The 16,000-nt window shown below is 47.9% G+C and carries 12 protein-coding genes; 3 read left to right on the top strand and 9 right to left on the bottom strand.

The genetic code is table 11. From position 1 onward, the window contains the following. Nucleotides 1–101: 101 nt before the first annotated feature. Together recG and KDK14_RS21155 are read right to left on the bottom strand one after the other, a co-directional pair. A complete protein-coding gene (gene recG, locus KDK14_RS21160) occupies nt 102–2,186 on the bottom strand; it encodes an ATP-dependent DNA helicase RecG (RefSeq protein ID WP_257267243.1) in 2,085 nt (694 codons plus the stop codon). Nucleotides 2,187–2,203: 17 nt separating this feature from the next. Then, complete coding sequence (locus tag KDK14_RS21155; protein ID WP_257267242.1) at nt 2,204–3,124, bottom strand: hydrogen peroxide-inducible genes activator; 921 nt, start codon at nt 3,122–3,124, stop codon at nt 2,204–2,206. Nucleotides 3,125–3,330: 206 nt separating this feature from the next. Between KDK14_RS21155 and KDK14_RS21150 the strand changes: the two genes are divergently transcribed. Further along, complete coding sequence (locus KDK14_RS21150) at nt 3,331–4,188, top strand: SDR family oxidoreductase (protein ID WP_257267241.1); 858 nt, start codon at nt 3,331–3,333, stop codon at nt 4,186–4,188. A gap of 643 nt (nt 4,189–4,831) precedes the next feature. Here the strand turns inward: KDK14_RS21150 and KDK14_RS21145 are convergent. From KDK14_RS21145 to rpoZ, 3 genes are all read right to left on the bottom strand, one after another. Beyond that, nucleotides 4,832–5,218, bottom strand: coding sequence for a RidA family protein (locus KDK14_RS21145; RefSeq protein WP_257267239.1), 387 nt, complete (start codon nt 5,216–5,218; stop codon nt 4,832–4,834). A 257-nt stretch (nt 5,219–5,475) separates the two neighbouring features. Next, nucleotides 5,476–7,608, bottom strand: coding sequence for a bifunctional GTP diphosphokinase/guanosine-3',5'-bis pyrophosphate 3'-pyrophosphohydrolase (spoT, locus tag KDK14_RS21140; RefSeq protein WP_306671650.1), 2,133 nt, complete (start codon nt 7,606–7,608; stop codon nt 5,476–5,478). An 85-nt stretch (nt 7,609–7,693) separates the two neighbouring features. Further along, nucleotides 7,694–7,945, bottom strand: coding sequence for a DNA-directed RNA polymerase subunit omega (gene rpoZ / locus KDK14_RS21135; protein WP_257267236.1), 252 nt, complete (start codon nt 7,943–7,945; stop codon nt 7,694–7,696). 356 nt (nt 7,946–8,301) lie between these two features. On the opposite strand from rpoZ, the gene KDK14_RS21130 reads away from it, so the two are divergent. Then, on the top strand, nt 8,302–10,113 hold the full coding sequence (locus KDK14_RS21130; protein ID WP_257267235.1) for an aminopeptidase P family protein: 1,812 nt from the start codon (nt 8,302–8,304) through the stop codon (nt 10,111–10,113). A 360-nt stretch (nt 10,114–10,473) separates the two neighbouring features. On the opposite strand, the gene KDK14_RS21125 is transcribed toward KDK14_RS21130, so the two are convergent. From KDK14_RS21125 to KDK14_RS21110, 4 genes are all read right to left on the bottom strand, one after another. Further along, complete coding sequence (locus KDK14_RS21125; RefSeq protein WP_257267234.1) at nt 10,474–12,192, bottom strand: hypothetical protein; 1,719 nt, start codon at nt 12,190–12,192, stop codon at nt 10,474–10,476. Between the two features lie 63 nt (nt 12,193–12,255). Further along, on the bottom strand, nt 12,256–12,870 hold the full coding sequence (gene gmk / locus KDK14_RS21120) for a guanylate kinase (protein ID WP_257267232.1): 615 nt from the start codon (nt 12,868–12,870) through the stop codon (nt 12,256–12,258). 520 nt (nt 12,871–13,390) lie between these two features. Further along, entirely contained in the window at nt 13,391–13,624 is a 234-nt protein-coding gene (locus KDK14_RS21115) for a hypothetical protein (protein WP_257267231.1), read from the bottom strand. 249 nt (nt 13,625–13,873) lie between these two features. Next, nucleotides 13,874–14,584 (bottom strand): XRE family transcriptional regulator, encoded by a 711-nt coding sequence (locus KDK14_RS21110; protein WP_257267230.1) that lies wholly within the window; start codon nt 14,582–14,584, stop codon nt 13,874–13,876. Between the two features lie 242 nt (nt 14,585–14,826). Here KDK14_RS21110 and KDK14_RS21105 point away from each other — a divergent pair, with 242 nt between their 5' ends. Next, entirely contained in the window at nt 14,827–15,672 is an 846-nt protein-coding gene (locus KDK14_RS21105; protein ID WP_257267229.1) for a GNAT family N-acetyltransferase, read from the top strand. Nucleotides 15,673–16,000: the final 328 nt, after the last annotated feature.

Genomic DNA, 16,000 nt, shown 5'->3' with positions numbered 1-16,000 from the left:
TATATTAAATTGGTAAAATTCTTCCGGTGCAATCAAAACCTTACGGATTCAGGCAATAATTAACTGACCCGCTGCAGATTCCCCTGAATCTGGCAACTTTATCAAACATTCGCGTACTCTTCCCCCTTGCTCAGCCAGCGATTCACCAACGGCTCTACTGCTTCTGGTGACTGGTGCATTAACTCCTGAGCAGCCGTGCGCACAGCCATCAGCAAGTCACGATCCCGCTCCAGATCGGCAACCCGGAATTGTGCCAGGCCGGTTTGCCGGGTCCCTAAGACCTCACCGGGGCCTCTTAGCTGCAGATCTTTTTCGGCGATCACAAAGCCATCATTGGAATCTCTCATCACCTGCAAGCGTTCCCTGCTTTGTCGCGATAACGGCGCGTGGTACATCAGCAGACAGTGGCTGGCGATTTTACCACGCCCCACTCGCCCCCGAAGCTGGTGCAACTGAGCCAGCCCGAGCCTTTCCGGGTTTTCAATGATCATCACGCTGGCATTGGGTACATCAACACCCACTTCAATAACGGTGGTGGCCACCAGCAGGTGCAAATGACCTTCCTTGAAAGCGTTCATCACTTCGGCCTTTTCGCTGGCTTTCATCCGGCCATGAACCAGACCTATAGACAACTCTGGAAGTGTTTCTTGCAACTGCTGTGCCGTCACCTCGGCCGCCTGACACTGCAATGCTTCAGACTCCTCGACCAGCGTACACACCCAATAAGCCTGGCGGCCTTCGAGGCAGGCGGTTTTCAGGCGTTTAATCACCTCTTCACGACGGTCGTCACCTATAACGACGGTGTTGATGGGTGTCCGTCCCGGCGGCAGCTCGTCAATCACAGAAACATCAAGATCGGCGTAAGCACTCATGGCCAATGTTCTGGGGATCGGGGTGGCGGTCATAATCAGCTGGTCAGGCAGCCCGCCATTTTTCGCGCCCTTTTTCCGCAGGGCCAGGCGTTGATGAACGCCAAATCGATGTTGCTCATCAATCACCGCCATACCCAGCTTATGGAACAACACATCGTCCTGAAACAGGGCATGGGTGCCAACCACAACCATGGCTTCGCCAGAAGCGATCTGGGCTAACATCTCCTGGCGTTTTTTGCCTTTGGTTTTTCCGGACAGGAAAGCCATGGAAATACCCAGCGGCTTGAGCCAGTTTGAGAAGTTCCGCTGGTGTTGTTCTGCCAGAATTTCCGTTGGCGCCATCACTGCGGCCTGATAACCATTTTCTACCGCCTGCAGAGCTGCCAGTGCCGCGACCACGGTTTTCCCGGAACCGACATCCCCCTGCACCAGTCGCAGCATGGGCTTTTCCATGGCCATATCCTGACTGATGTCATCGGCCACTCGTCGCTGCGCCGTGGTCAGGGAAAAGGGGAGCTGCGCCAGTAACTGCCGGGTTAACCGGTTTTGCGGTGGCATGGCAAAACCACCGACAGACTGTACTCGCTTTCTAAGCTGCCGGAGGCTGAGGTTATGGGCCAATAACTCCTCAAAAGCCAGACGTTGCTGGGCAGGATGCCGCCCTTCACTGAGCAGTATCATCGACTCTTCCGGTGGCGGCTGATGCAGCAGTCGAACCGCTTCCACCAGGGAACTGAGGCTGTATGTCTGCCGAATATGCACAGGAAGCAGTTCCTGCAGAGCGCTTTCATCGGCCAGTAGTTTTAATGCTTGCTCACATAAACTGCGGATGCGCTGTTGGGTCAGACCTTCTGTTGCCGGATAGACCGGGGTTAAGGTTGCTTCAATGTCAGCCGGGGTATCGGCGTTGATCACCCGATATTCAGGGTGATACATCTCAAGCCCGGTAGCACCCCGCCGGGGTTCACCGAAGCATCGGATCTCAGCGCCCTGGCGGAGGTTATTTTTCTGGGCAGCAGTAAAATGAAAGAACCTCAGGCTAATGGATCCGGACCCATCACCAACCCGGCACAGCAGGCTGCGGCGTTTACCCATCACGATTTCAGATGCCAGCACCTTCCCCTGTATCACCACATCAGTTTGCGGCTGAATGGTGCCCATCGGTGTCACCCTGGTTCTGTCCTGATAACGCAGTGGGAGATGAAAAAGCAGGTCCTGAATAGTAACAATGCCTATTTTGGCCAGCTTACCGGCCAGAGCATCACCAACGCCTTTTATTGTGGTTACCGGAATATTGTGCAATGACCTGTCCATACGCTCCATTGGCCCACTTATTGATTAACCGAACACTGTCTCAAGGCATCCGAAAGCACATCAATTGCCTTCGGCCTCGGAAAGCTGGCTCGCCAGGCCAGGGCCACCGTCCTGCCCGGTGCTGGCGGACAAAATGGCCGGGAGCTGAGAATATTGGGCGCGTAATGATGATCCACAATGGCGGACTGTGGCAGAACACTGATCCCCATACCGGACGCCACCATATGTCGGATGGTTTCCAGTGAGGTCGCTTCAATACCGCTCCCGTCATGAAGAGCATCACCGCCAGCCTCTTTTTTACTGGCCAACATTGGGCAGGCCTCCAGCACCTGATCGCGGAAACAGTGCCCTTCGCCCAGCAGCAACAGCTCTTCTTTGGCCAGATCAGCCGGATCAATCGCGCTCTGACTTTCCAGGGGGTGGCCACCGGGCAACAATACCCTGAAAGGCTCATCATAAAGCGACCTGGTTAACACATCCGGCTCATTAAAGGGCAGGGCAATGATAATGGCATCCAGCTCCCCAAGACGAAGTTTTCTGCGTAAAACAGCGGTAAAGTTTTCCTCAATATATAGCGGCATATTGGAGGCGGACTGTGCCAGTTGAGGAATCAGGTGGGGAAAAAGGTAAGGGCCAATGGTGTAGATCGCGCCCACTCGCAAGGGTGAACTGAGCTGATCTTGCCCGGATTTTGCCAGTTGCTTGATGGCTGATGCCTCTTCCAGAACTTTCTGCGCCTGGCTGACGATCAATTCCCCCATTGGGGTCACATGAACCGCATTGCGGGTTCGCTCAAACAGGGCAACACCTAGCTCATCTTCCAGTTTTTTAACCCCGACACTCAGTGTTGGCTGGCTGACAAAGCACTTGCTGGCCGCTTTGCCAAAGTGCTGCTCCCGGGCAAGGGTGACAATGTAACGAAGTTCTGTCAGTGTCATAATGATTTTCAACGGTTTCGATAAGACAGCTTGATAAATAGCCCTGAATTGATAAAGACCTTTAGCTCATAAAAACCCTGAAAGACTGGCAAGGATTTTCGTACCATCTATAATACTGTAAATTTATACAGCCATATAAGTAGTTAACCAAACGAAATTGCCATTATGTTTCTTCCAAGGGTTATATCAACTAATAGACTACAGCTATGAATAAGCTCAATATATTGATTGCCGGTTGCGGTGATGTGGGCTGTGAACTGGCCCGGCAACTGACCGCCATGAAATGCTTCAATGTCTGGGGTCTGCGGCGGAATATTGCCATGCTACCCTCTGATGTTAACCCCATACGGGGAGACCTCTTTCATGTCGAACACCTCGGTGACTGGCCCGGACAGATTGACTATGTGGTCTATGCCGCCGCCTCTGATGGAAGATCACAAGAGCATTATCAACAGGCTTACATTGATGGGCTGCAGAATATTCTTAACCGTCTGGTGCAAGAGCAATACCAGCCAAAACGTATTTTTTTCACCTCCAGCACCAGCACTTTCCACCAGAGCAATGGCGAATGGGTGAATGAAACGTCAGCAACCCACCCGGTGAAGTTCAATGGTCTGATCATGCTGGCAGCAGAAAGACTGCTTCAGCACGCCCCCTTCCCCGGCACAGCTATTCGTTTTGGCGGGATTTATGGCCCCGGGCGAAACCGGCTAATCAGCCGGGTGTTGAAAGGTGAGGGCTGCCCGATAGAGCCTCCCGTATACAGTAACCGAATTCACCGAAAAGACTGTGCCGGCATCATTGCTCACCTTATTCGACGAGATATGGATCACCTGCCCGTAGATAACTTGTATCTTGGCGTCGACAGTACCCCGGCGACAACGTTTGATGTGCTGCAGTGGCTTGGTGAACAATTGAATGTGTCATTAGACAATATCAATTGTTCACCACCACAAAGAGGGAATCGACGGTGCTCCAACCAACGGATTATCGAGACGGGTTATAAATTTTACTTTCCTGACTATAAAAGCGGTTATGCCAGCCTTCTCCATGACAGGCATTAAGGTCAGCAGAATTTGATAATCCACAAGTTCAAAAAACCTGAACGACCGTTAATACCAGCTTATTAACGGTTTACCAAGAAATAATTCACAGAGTTATCCACAGGGCGGTTTCAGGAGACTTCGCACATCGATGCGGCCCATTATTTTTGAACTATCGCCTTAAAAATCTTTCTAACGATTAACCCATTTATTTTCAACCACTGGAAAGAGCACAAGATTGTGAGCGCCACCCCAACAACATCTGTTGCACCAACACACGTGCAGAGCCTCAATTCAGAGAACCAGAACAATTTGTCGGCACATCGCCACTCAGGACGATCTGTTAATGAAGTTGCCCCGGGGCAAGGTGATATAGCAAGGCACTCATTACCCACAGGGCAAGGCTGTATAAAGAATGAATCAAACAAACATCACTCAGAAATTTACGATATGCAATGGCAGAGCCACTGCCAGTTCTATTCCGAGTGCTCACACTGCCAGAGACTCCAGACTAAACCCAGTATCGACAATGCATTTCGACCACTTGTGTTTATCGATCAATCAAAAAGTTGCAAAAGAATCAAACGCAAAAGAAATGTACGTCGCAGGATATACGCAGAGCCCCTGACTGAAGATAACCAGAAGCCCCTGTCACTGCAGGAACTTACTTCAGTTCCAAAATAGCCTCTACCTCGACCGGTACACTTTTTGGCAACTCTTTGACACCGATAGCAGCACGGGCAGGATAAGGCGGTTTAAAAAACTCAGCCATCACCTCATTGACCTCAGCAAAGTTTGCCATATCGGTCAGGAAAATGGTTACTTTGGCAGCATCATCAAGGGTTCCACCAGCCGCCATGGCAACAGCCTTGAGGTTTTCAAAGCAGAGACGGGTTTTCTCTTTAAAGCTTCCCTCCAGTAATTTCATGGTTTCTGCAACCAATGGAATCTGGCCGGAGATATAAACAGTGGTTCCTGCCTTTACTGCCTGGGAATAGGTGCCAATGGCCCTGGGCGCCTTATCAGTATTAATTGTTTGTCGGTTACTCATCGATCTACCCTCTTAAACTTTGGAATCAAAAGTCGAAAGCCTTTGAGCCCGTGGAAAAAAAAGATTAAGGAAAAAACGAGGCTGTCCCAGAATAGACTGCCCTACGCGGCAACTGCTCCTGCGCTATTCTCGGACAGCCCCAGGGTTTAAACATTATTTTTCAAGGATACAGGGTGATATTTACAGGATGCTGGTGATTATTTTTTTACTGATGCAGAATCCTGGTGTTTTCTTGCCGTGCTCTGATTAACAGTTATCTAAGAATCCCGACGTCGTCGAATGATCGAGTGAACACCTTTTATTACCCGAAGTCGTTTAATAATTTTTGCCAGATGCACCCGATCACGAACACTGAGTAGCAGCTGAACAATACTGCATCGAGAGTCCTGCTCTGCCATACTGATCTTCTCAATATTCCCTTCCACCGCCGTAATTGCAGTAGCCAAAGAGGCAATCATACCACGGTGATGCTCCAGCTCTACGCTGAGTTCAACAGTGAACTCACCGGAGACGTCCTTATCCCACTCAACTTCCAGAACCTTCTCCGGGTTATGTCGAATTTCGCAGACATTCGGGCAGGTATCGGTATGAATAACAATGCCACGGCCCGAGCTGACATGGCCAACCACCGGGTCTCCGGGTATTGGATAGCAGCATTTGCCAAAGCTGATAACCATTCCTTCAGAGCCACGAATCGAGAGGGGTTTCTCACGATTTGACAGGTCCAGCTGGCTCTTGCTCTCCAGCAGGCTACCGGGCTCAACCAATATCTTGGCGACGATATAGGCCATACGGTTACCAAGACCAATATCCTCCAGAAGCTCATCAATATCATCCAGACCAAGCACGGATAATTGCTGGTGAATAACCTGTTCGCCAATTTGTTCAAGGCTACTGTCAAAACTGACCAGTGCCTTGCTCAGCAAACGTCGGCCCAGGGCAATTGACTCATTTCTGCGCTGATTTTTCAGGAAGTGGCGAATGTTGGAACGCGCCTTGCCGGTGACCACAAAATTCAACCAGGCCGCATTGGGTCTTGCACCGGACGCGGTAACGACTTCAACCGTCTGACCACTTTGCAACGGCTGACTGAGCGACGCCAAACGTTTATTGATGCGACAGGCTACACAGGTGTTACCCACATCGGTATGAACAGCATAAGCATAATCAACTGCGGTCGCACCTTTGGGTAACTCAAGAATATGCCCTTTAGGCGTGAACACATAAACCTCGTCCGGGAACAGATCGATTTTAACATTCTCAATAAACTCCAGGGAGTCTCCGGCATTTTTCTGCAGTTCCAGCAGACCTTTGAGCCACTGCCGGGTTCTGGCTTGACTGCCTGACAGTGCTTCTTCTCCGGACTTGTAAAGCCAGTGGGCAGCAATACCATTATTGGCCATGTCTTCCATTTCCTGAGTCCGGATCTGGATTTCTATGGGCACACCGTGCATACCAAACAGGGTAGTATGAAGGGACTGGTAGCCATTGGCCTTCGGGATGGCGATATAATCTTTGAAGCGCCCATGAATGGGCTTATAGAAGTTATGGACAATGCCAAGTGCTCTATAGCAGCTGTCGACTTTGTCAACAATGATTCGGAACGCAAACATATCCATGATGTCATCAAAAGACTTTCGCTGGTTCTTCATCTTGCTGTAGATGCTGTACAGATGCTTTTCCCGCCCGACTACCCGGCCTTTAAGGCCTTCTTCCTCCAGCCGGGCAGCAATCGCCTGCTGAACCTGGCTGACCAGGTCTTTACGGTTACCACGGGCATTGCGCACCGCCTGTCGAATCAGCCGGGCCCGCATGGGATACATGGCAAAGAAGCCCAGATCCTCAAGCTCTATTCGAAGCGTATGCATGCCAAGACGGTTGGCAATGGGAACATAGATATCCAGTGTTTCCTTGGCGATGCGACGGCGCTTGTCTGGCCTGAGCACACCCAGCGTGCGCATATTATGGAGACGGTCCGACAACTTAACCAGAATAACCCGAATATCCTTGGCCATGGCCAGCGCCATTTTCTGGAAGTTTTCGGCCTGGGCCAGGGTTTTGTTTTCGAAATTCATATGGGTCAGCTTGCTGACCCCATCTACCAGGTCAGCAATCACATCACCGAACTGCCCGGCAATGTCCTGCTTTTCGATACCGGTGTCTTCAATGACGTCGTGCAACATGGCTGCCATCAGGCTCTGATGGTCCATGTGCATGTCGGCAAGAATAGAGGCTACTTCGAGAGGATGGATAATGTACGGATCGCCGCTTCGGCGGGTTTGTCCGTCATGGGCCTGCTCAGCATAATAGTAAGCCCGACGAACCAGGTTGACCTGCTCGGGATTCAGATAGGACTTCAAGCGGCCGGCAAACTCATCGATGGTCAGCAAAGTCCGCTCCATACGCGCAGATCATCCATTGCACCTTTTTATCTTCTAAAATTTGTGACCTTAAGATTGTACGAAGGTCAAGCGCTTACTGTTCTACACCAGCCAGAAACATTGCGGCTTCGTCGTCATCAACCGTGCGGTCGTCAACAGAAAGCGGGGTCACCAGACCTTTGGCGATTTCACGCAGAGCGACAACGGTTGCTTTATCATCCTCCCAGTTCACCTTGGGGTCCTTACCACCAATGGTCAGCTGGCGGGCACGCTTGGAGGCGACCATAACCAGCTCAAAGCGGTTATCTACGTTATCCAGACAGTCTTCTACAGTTACTCGAGCCACGTTTTACTCCATCAATTTAATCTCGGGTTCTAAAATCAGAACCTTTATGCCGGACCTTTTAGTGTACTTTACGGCCTGAAGCCAGACAAGCTTTAGCAGGGTTAGTGTTTGCTCCATAAAGGGCGCGGATTATAGTATTCATAAGGAGCTGTCCTGAAGTAACTTCGACATTTCTACAGACGCTATCCGCTTCCCGAAAAACTGAAACCACATGTGTTTTTGCGGGCAGCGGTTGGCGGGAAGCAGGAGGTGACATTTTCCCGGACTGAATAAAAAGATGAAGTTATTTCGGGTTAAGTATAAAAATATCTGCTCAAAACTCACTCGTCGAATGGTCAAAAGCCTGGAATAAACACATGGTGAATACCCCCAACCGCTCTGGTTCAAGTCCAAAGAGCACTAAAAAGCTTCAAGATCTTCGTGGCGCAATGGCTGAATATGGTATTGACGCCTGGATCGTCCCATCTTCTGATGCCCATAACAGTGAGTATGTCGCCCCTCACTGGGAAGGCAGAGCCTGGCTCTCTGGCTTTACTGGCTCTGCAGGCACCTTGGTAGTAACACAGGATAAAGCCGCCCTGTGGACAGACGGCCGCTACTTTATTCAGGCATCAGAGCAGCTGGCAGGCTCAGAAATTACCTTGATGAAAGATGGTCAGACCAAAGTTCCCTCAATGGCTGACTGGTTAACCGAAGAAGTCCCTGAGCAAGGTTGTGTTGGCTTCGATGGTGCCACTATGAGTCTGAGCAATGTCAGAAACCTCAAAGAGAAACTGGCTGCTAAATCCGTTACTTTGAAATTCGATCACGACCTGCTGAATGATATCTGGACCAACAGGCCAGCTTTGCCTTTTGAGCCTGTTTTTGTTCACCAGAACATCTACGCTGGTAAAACGCTCACAGAAAAGGTCATGGAGGTTCGGGAAATTCTCAGGGAGCGCCGGGCGACGGAGCTTCTTATCACCACACTGGATGATATTGCCTGGCTGTTTAATCTGCGGGGGTCGGATATTGACTGTAATCCGGTATTTCTTGCCTATGCACTGATTTCACCAGAGCGCATCACCCTGTTTACCAACCAGGAGCGAATAACTGCAGATGCACTGACAGCCTTGGCAAAGTCTGGTGTAGAGCTGGCAGCCTACGATGAAATTCTGGCCAGGTTATCATCGCTTGCGGATAACACCCGGCTGCTGATTAACCCGGCCAACACCGGTTACCAGCTGGCCTGTTCGATGCCTGCATCCGTTAACCTGATAGAAGACAGATTGCCAACCACCGACCTGAAGGCCATTAAAAATAGCACTGAAATAGAACGGATGAAGGACTGTCATCGCCGGGATGGAGCTGCAATGGTTCGCTTCATGCGGTGGCTGAAAAGCAACATTCCCTCAGGGCAGCTTAATGAAGTCAATATTGATGAGCAGCTGCTTCAGTTCCGATCAGAGTCAAAGTATTTCCGGGGGGTCAGCTTTCCCTCAATTGTCGGTTATGCAGGACATGGCGCTATCTGTCATTACCGGGCGGACCAGGAGTCTGCATATCCCATTCAAGACAAGGGATTACTGTTAATCGACTCAGGTGCTCAGTACCCGGATGGGACAACCGATATCACCCGCACATTTGCCTGCGGTGAGATGACCGATGAGGAGAAGAGAGATTACACCCTGGTGATGAAAAGCCATATTGCCCTGGCAACGGCCAGGTTCAAGGAAGGAACCCGTGGGATACAGCTCGATGCCATTACCCGGCAGCCTTTGTGGCGTGAAGGTATTGACTTTAATCATGGTACTGGCCATGGGGTGGGTTATTTCCTGAATGTGCATGAAGGGCCCCAGAGCATCAGCCCAAGATGGTCTGACGTTGCCCTGAAGCCCGGCATGCTGGTAACGAACGAACCGGGCATTTACCGTGATCACAAACATGGTGTCAGGCTTGAGAATATTATGCTGGTCGCTGAGGATATCAAGAATGAGTTTGCGAAATTCTTTAAGCTGATTCCTATGACACTGGCTCCCTTTGATACCGGACCACTGGTTAAAGAGTTAATGACTGATACAGAGATTAACTGGCTGAACAGGTACCACGAAATGGTGAGAGAAGCGCTTTCACCTGAACTTGAAGGGCAAGATATTGAATGGTTAAAGGAAGCTACCAAGGCTTTATAGAACGCATAAGTAGTTAACCAATTGAAATTACATTTTTTGACTAAGTTGCCAGTCGATCCTGGCAACCGGTCCTGCGATTCTCTGGCAGTTATGGGGCGTTGCAACTCCGGTCAGCTATGCTCCCAACGTTGCGCCTTGTATAGTAATTATCCACTTAACCAGAAATATACGATTCCATTTGGCCAACTGCTTATTATACCAGGTCCACCTTGTGCTTATTATACAAAGTCCACCTTGTAAATATGATCTGCGCAGCTATTTTGACAGCTGGATCTTCATTGGAATTCCTCGCAATAGCCCTAGTTTTACTCATCATTCCGCCTTGCTCAGCTTTCCAAAATGACTTGCTCGATATCCTGTTTAGAGGGCGGTATCGGTATAACCTATCCCCATTTTGTGCTGCTCAATGGTTTCTTCAAAGAACTTGATCAGACCCCTAACTGCACTTTGCCTCTTAATATCCGCGGGTTCAGACTGAGCAGTTACAAATGTTTTTATATTTTGCCCCTGCCTGACAACAGCGTCTCTTAAAATTTTCGTTACTGATGTCATCGGGTTATAGATTTTAGATTCTCTCCTACGGCTTCCAGACTTACGTGGCACGCTTTTCCTATCAAAAAGATGTCCTGTATCCTCAAGATCCTCAAGTAAAAACAAATCATCTCTTATATTCATCTCAAGCGCCTTTTCATCGAGACATTTAGTCAAGTCTTTCACGTCAATACTTTCACGCATCAAGTCAGGGAGTTGCTGTAATAATATTTTTGACCACTCTCCAGCCTGTTTATTCATGGGTAGAAAAACATCATTAATATCTAAATTCTCAGATTTCAGATCAACAACCTTTGCCTCATCGACAATATGGCAAGCTCGTTTTAATTTATCATGTTTATAAACATGGGTAGATTTTAAATCACGGACTCCTTTTTCATCCTCTCTAACAAGCCCCAAAATCTCATCATTCAAAACTAAAAAAAGGTCCAATTTTTTTTGCTGATATACATCTTCCGCCTGGACTCCCTTTTTTCGGTTGGCTTCATTTTTCGCAATAGATTCAGCTTTACTACGAAGGGTTGAATCCATTTTCTCCATTATTCTGTTAATCAGCTTCAAACCTTCATCAAGATTTTTTTTGATTTTTTTCTTTAATTGTTTTTTGAAAGATTCCCTGACTTCAGATTTGACCTGGTTGATCATGATTTTATAACAGCTCTGGAAAAACTCTTTTTGGGTGTGCATTCCATCCTTTTGCTCAGACATCAGCTGTTCATACTCTCTCATTAAATCTTCCCGCTCAAAACCCGCAGACCGGATTCTGCACCTGATGTTTTCCGCATCACCTTGCTTTGCATCAGTTAATTTGTTGGACAGGTTAGCAATTTTTGTATCTAAATTTAAGATATCAGCAGTATATTTATCAACTGAAATAATTTGAGTATTCAAACAGGAGTTAAAAAGAAATGCTTTATCCTCCGGGGTCATCATGCCCAGGGAAAGAACTGCTGTCACTTGGCTATTTACAAACTCAGCAGTAGAGGTTGACAGGCCATACAGCATTTGTTGAAGAAGCTCTGCAGTTAAACCCAGTGTTTTTTCCTTATCTTTATCCCGACCAGCTATAAATTCAAAACTCATAACCCTTGCAGAAAGCTTTACAACATCATTATATAAACGCTCTCTTATTTTAATTGAAGGGGGGGCTTCTCTGGAGTAAAATCTTGAAAGTAGCTGGAAGTACTTATTTATTGAATCTCTTGCCTCTTCTGCAGATTTAGCTTTAGTCCCCCTGCTGGTCACTTCAGAAAATAATTTTGGTAATTTATCTGGATTGGGTTGAATCTTCTTCTTATCAGTCCTGATAGAATTATCAGATGTATATTCTAAGGTAGTTATCTGTTTTAAATTTGTTTTTTTATTAGTCTTGCAATACTCAGGATGAGTTCTTCTTAAATGATTATTACAGGCCGTACGACCAACTTTGTGGTGATTGTATTTTAAGGAACGCTGACCCTTGACAGGATTAGTGTATCTTCGACCATATCCGGAAATATGACCACCTGACACTCTGTTAAAATTCATAAGATCATTTCCGACTAATATACTATTAATATAGACCTTTTTCGTTAAACGACCCTTGATGGCTCAGCCTATGAGGCCTTTAATCAAGTCTTCCTTGTAGTACTGCATCCAATTAATTGATAAGCGCTGGCTCCGAATAATAGTTTGCAGATCACGTAAAGCAAGATCAAACTCATCATTTATTACCAGATAATCGAACTCACCATAATGACGCATTTCACTGACCGCCAGAGACATACGTTTTTCAATGATCAAAGGATCATCGGTGGCTCGTCCGATCAGCCGTTTCCTGAGAGCCTCAAGAGAAGGTGGAAGGATAAAGATTGAAACGGCATCAGGCAGCAAACGGCGCACCTGTTGCGCCCCCTGCCAGTCAATTTCCAGAATAACATCTTCGCCTTTGTTCAGCTGTTCACGAACCCAGTGTGCCGAGGTTCCATAATAGTTACCAAATACTTCTGCATGCTCGAGAAACATATTTTTGTTCAGCATGTCCCGGAAGCCCTCTGCAGAGGTAAAGTGGTAGTCTACACCATCCTGCTCGCCGGACCGGATACCCCGGGTTGTATGAGAGACGGACACACGCACATGGGGTGTAGATTCAACCATCGCCTTTACCAGGCTGGTCTTTCCAGCACCGGAAGGGGCAGCAATAATGTAAAGTTTACCGATATTCATGAACACTCCGGGGGAGGCTCTCTGTTTCTAGCCCGGGAAACAAGCCTTGTGAGTTACCAAAAAACTCATTGATTATATAATACTTCTCTATTCAATATTTTGGACCTGTTCTCTCATTGTAATGCTTACTCGGTGATTTTTAAGGAATTAGTCTTTAGAACTCTTAATTTCTGTCACCAAATTTACTTTATCAACTCTCGTGGAATACTCCATCCATAGCTCGTAGAGCTTGGGTGGAGATGGATCGGGCCGCGCAGGTCGGGCCGCGCAGGTCGGGCCGCGGTAGCAGGCAACCGAAGCGCTGGACCACCGTAGAGGCTTGCTTCTTTATTCCAGTTAGCGTCTCAACCCCTGCTATACTGGTAAAGCTGACTTGCTGGGACACAGCAGATTCGTAAAGGGTTCCCCTATAGAGATAGATAGTCCTGTCAGTGCAGATTCTATAGCGAGAGGTGTTGAGTATTCTCAATACAGGTCGAACGAAGCCCCCATCCATAGCCGCCTGGCGGTGAGGCGGCCATCAACTTGGTGGTGGGAGTATGTCACAACCAGCCCTCAGAACATTTCGTGAACTGCTCTGATGTTCCAGCGTCCTGATCCTGACTTCTATATCATTCAACCGGGAATCGATCTGGCCCATGCTTTCATGTCTGATGGCAAATGTGTTCTTTATTCTGCCGAGTTGGGATGCTGCCTCGCTCAGTTTGTCCGGTTTCACATCTATGCGATCCAGACGATCGGAGAGGTCAGTCATAAGTGCGTCCTACACAAGGGGGCGATTGTTTGGCGAAAAAAAACTCACGCCACTTTAAACTTGGAGTGAGGCTTTTGATGAAAGTTATGCTCTTGTTGCGATGTCACTTGCAAGATCTTTGGGCAAATGGAATGACCTGAGCTTGCCCACTGGTTGAACGATTATATTGTGGTTTAAAATTAACCAATTCGACATTGCTGATATTGTTCGCATCCATAAAATAGCCAGGAGCAAGGCTGCATAGTCGTTCTAAATTTCAATCAATGCATAATTTTCTTGATAAGCTGACTTATCAATATGCTGATGCATCAACAAATGGCCGAGTTCATGGGCTGAATCAAAACGGTTTCTAATCCCATTAGCCTTATCAGAAGCTATAAAAACATAAGGTCGACCTTCCACCTGATGCCAGGTTGAAACACCATCCATCTTGACGTGACCAATGAAGTCCCTGGCACAGATGACACCGGCACTCTCCATAGCATGTATTACATTGCTGACAGGTCCCAACCCAAGCCCCCAATGGATTCTGCATGTTTCGGCCAGTTCCTCTATTTGATCATCGGTGATCTGGAATAAATCAGTTTCCTCAAAATCTACGAGATTTAATGCTGGCCAGCTCATCCATTGCTGAAAGGTCTGCGAGAGTTCTTGCAGCCATTGAAGCCGAACTTCAGCCACCGTTCTGGCTGTTTGAGTAGCGGTTGTATTACTTCGGAAAAAATAAGCGCCATCAGCACCACTGGGAACCGGCCTGGTAAACCAGTGCATAGGCAGCTGAAATATCTCTGACAAAGCAGCAAGCGAGGCACCTTCAGGGGATTGTTGACCACTTTCCCATTTGGAAATGGTGCCAACACTTCGATCAACCTTTTTTGCCAGAACTGTTTTGTTCATGCCCACTACTTGCCGGGCTTGTTTTAACCTCTCGGGTTGAAACCCTGCAACACCAGTACGCATATTCTACCCTCAACAATCAGTCTTTCTCTGCGTCTTTCTCTATTCTGAGAATCTCTTCTCTAAATGTTGGCCATGCACCTGCTGACTCAACAGCCTCTTCTCTATATGCACTCAGCCACTCGTCCAAAGAAATATTCAAGTGGAATCCTCTGCGATTAATATATTGTCTGATCTTGGTTGGAGATAGCCGAAATGATCATTTTTCGTGAGGTATTTATCCCACAAGGGCGAGAGGAAAATGAATGAATATGAAGCTGGATGACAAACTCAATGATTTCAGACTGGTTCATCCCGACAATGAAACAGAGGTTGATCTATGGCATCGCTATGAAGAGAAGATATGTGACGATAACTTTGGAAGAACCAGAGATAAGCGGTGGTTTGAGGGGTATGAAGATGAAGTATCCAGTCAAATAATGCTCGAAGGCCATCAGGATCATATGGCCTATTACACAAAAGAGTACTGGAGATACTTCATCCTGAGTGGTTCAGAAATAGCCGGTACTTTTGCCGTTAAAAAAGAGACTGCCGGAATGCGGTTTGCGCTTGTGGAGTGCTTGTATGTCTTGCCTGAATGCCGACGTCAGGGGCTTTCAAATAAGGCATTGAACGCAGTTTACCAGCAGGCCTGCAGATCAGGCCTTGAGGGGATCAGATTAGAAACAGAGTACCCATGGAAACCGGCCATTAACTATTATCTGCATAACCGTTACTGGCTTCTCCACTGGAATCCATCACTGAACTTCATATGTTCAAACAGACTTCCTCAGTACAGCGTTTACCAGGATGGGGAGTGGTTAAGCATGGCTCTTAAGCACAATTCGGATTTCACTCCCCTGCTTTATGCAAAAAATAATGGTGACTCCCTGGAATGGGTCGTTCACGATTCTGCACAGGAGGTTACAGAAGATCTTCTCATTACGGCTGAAACGACATTTTCCCTGCATCTTGATGTTATGGGCTGGCCTCTCAAACGATCCGGAAAACACCAACGGTCAGAAGGTGGCTGTGGAGGTCCGGAAGCTCTGGCAGCACAGATAGAATGCTGGAATAGAACAATGTCGCGCACGACCAAAAAAACTGCATGAAGAAATCATGTTACCAGCAAGCCTGGAGAAGCCTGCCTGATTATTAATCAAAAGCTTCCCTCACAGAATAAAGGATCAGTTATGTCTACAAAATGTACCCTGGCCCTTGGAGAAGGCTTTCACCTTTACCAAACCCGTTGTAAAGCATCGCCCAATCAGGCCGGGCCGCGCAGGCGTGGAGCGCTCTGCTTGAGTATTTGTTCATTCCTTGCTACTTTTTCTCGGTCTTTTGTAGACCTACCGCCGGGCAGACGGATGTTAAGTGGGGCGGCCCCACCTGTTCCCTGAGCTACGGACTGTGAAACAGAAACGTTCTTGAGCGATCAAG

The sequence above is a fragment of the Endozoicomonas sp. ONNA2 genome (assembly GCF_024606365.1).
Taxonomy (GTDB): domain Bacteria; phylum Pseudomonadota; class Gammaproteobacteria; order Pseudomonadales; family Endozoicomonadaceae; genus Endozoicomonas.
Note: the sequence above shows the minus strand (reverse complement) of the source record. Positions and strands in the feature narration are given on the sequence as shown.

Bases quoted from the DNA above. Each gene is read 5' to 3' on its own strand.
- KDK14_RS21125 (WP_257267234.1), bottom strand. From the start codon at position 12,192: ATGAATTTTAACAGAGTGTCAGGTGGTCATATTTCCGGATATGGTCGA.
- recG (WP_257267243.1), bottom strand. From the start codon at position 2,186: ATGGACAGGTCATTGCACAATATTCCGGTAACCACAATAAAAGGCGTT.
- KDK14_RS21150 (WP_257267241.1), top strand. From the start codon at position 3,331: ATGAATAAGCTCAATATATTGATTGCCGGTTGCGGTGATGTGGGCTGT.
- KDK14_RS21110 (WP_257267230.1), bottom strand. From the start codon at position 14,584: ATGCGTACTGGTGTTGCAGGGTTTCAACCCGAGAGGTTAAAACAAGCC.
- gmk (WP_257267232.1), bottom strand. From the start codon at position 12,870: ATGAATATCGGTAAACTTTACATTATTGCTGCCCCTTCCGGTGCTGGA.
- KDK14_RS21130 (WP_257267235.1), top strand. From the start codon at position 8,302: ATGGTGAATACCCCCAACCGCTCTGGTTCAAGTCCAAAGAGCACTAAA.
- KDK14_RS21115 (WP_257267231.1), bottom strand. From the start codon at position 13,624: ATGACTGACCTCTCCGATCGTCTGGATCGCATAGATGTGAAACCGGAC.
- KDK14_RS21145 (WP_257267239.1), bottom strand. From the start codon at position 5,218: ATGAGTAACCGACAAACAATTAATACTGATAAGGCGCCCAGGGCCATT.
- KDK14_RS21155 (WP_257267242.1), bottom strand. From the start codon at position 3,124: ATGACACTGACAGAACTTCGTTACATTGTCACCCTTGCCCGGGAGCAG.
- KDK14_RS21105 (WP_257267229.1), top strand. From the start codon at position 14,827: ATGAATATGAAGCTGGATGACAAACTCAATGATTTCAGACTGGTTCAT.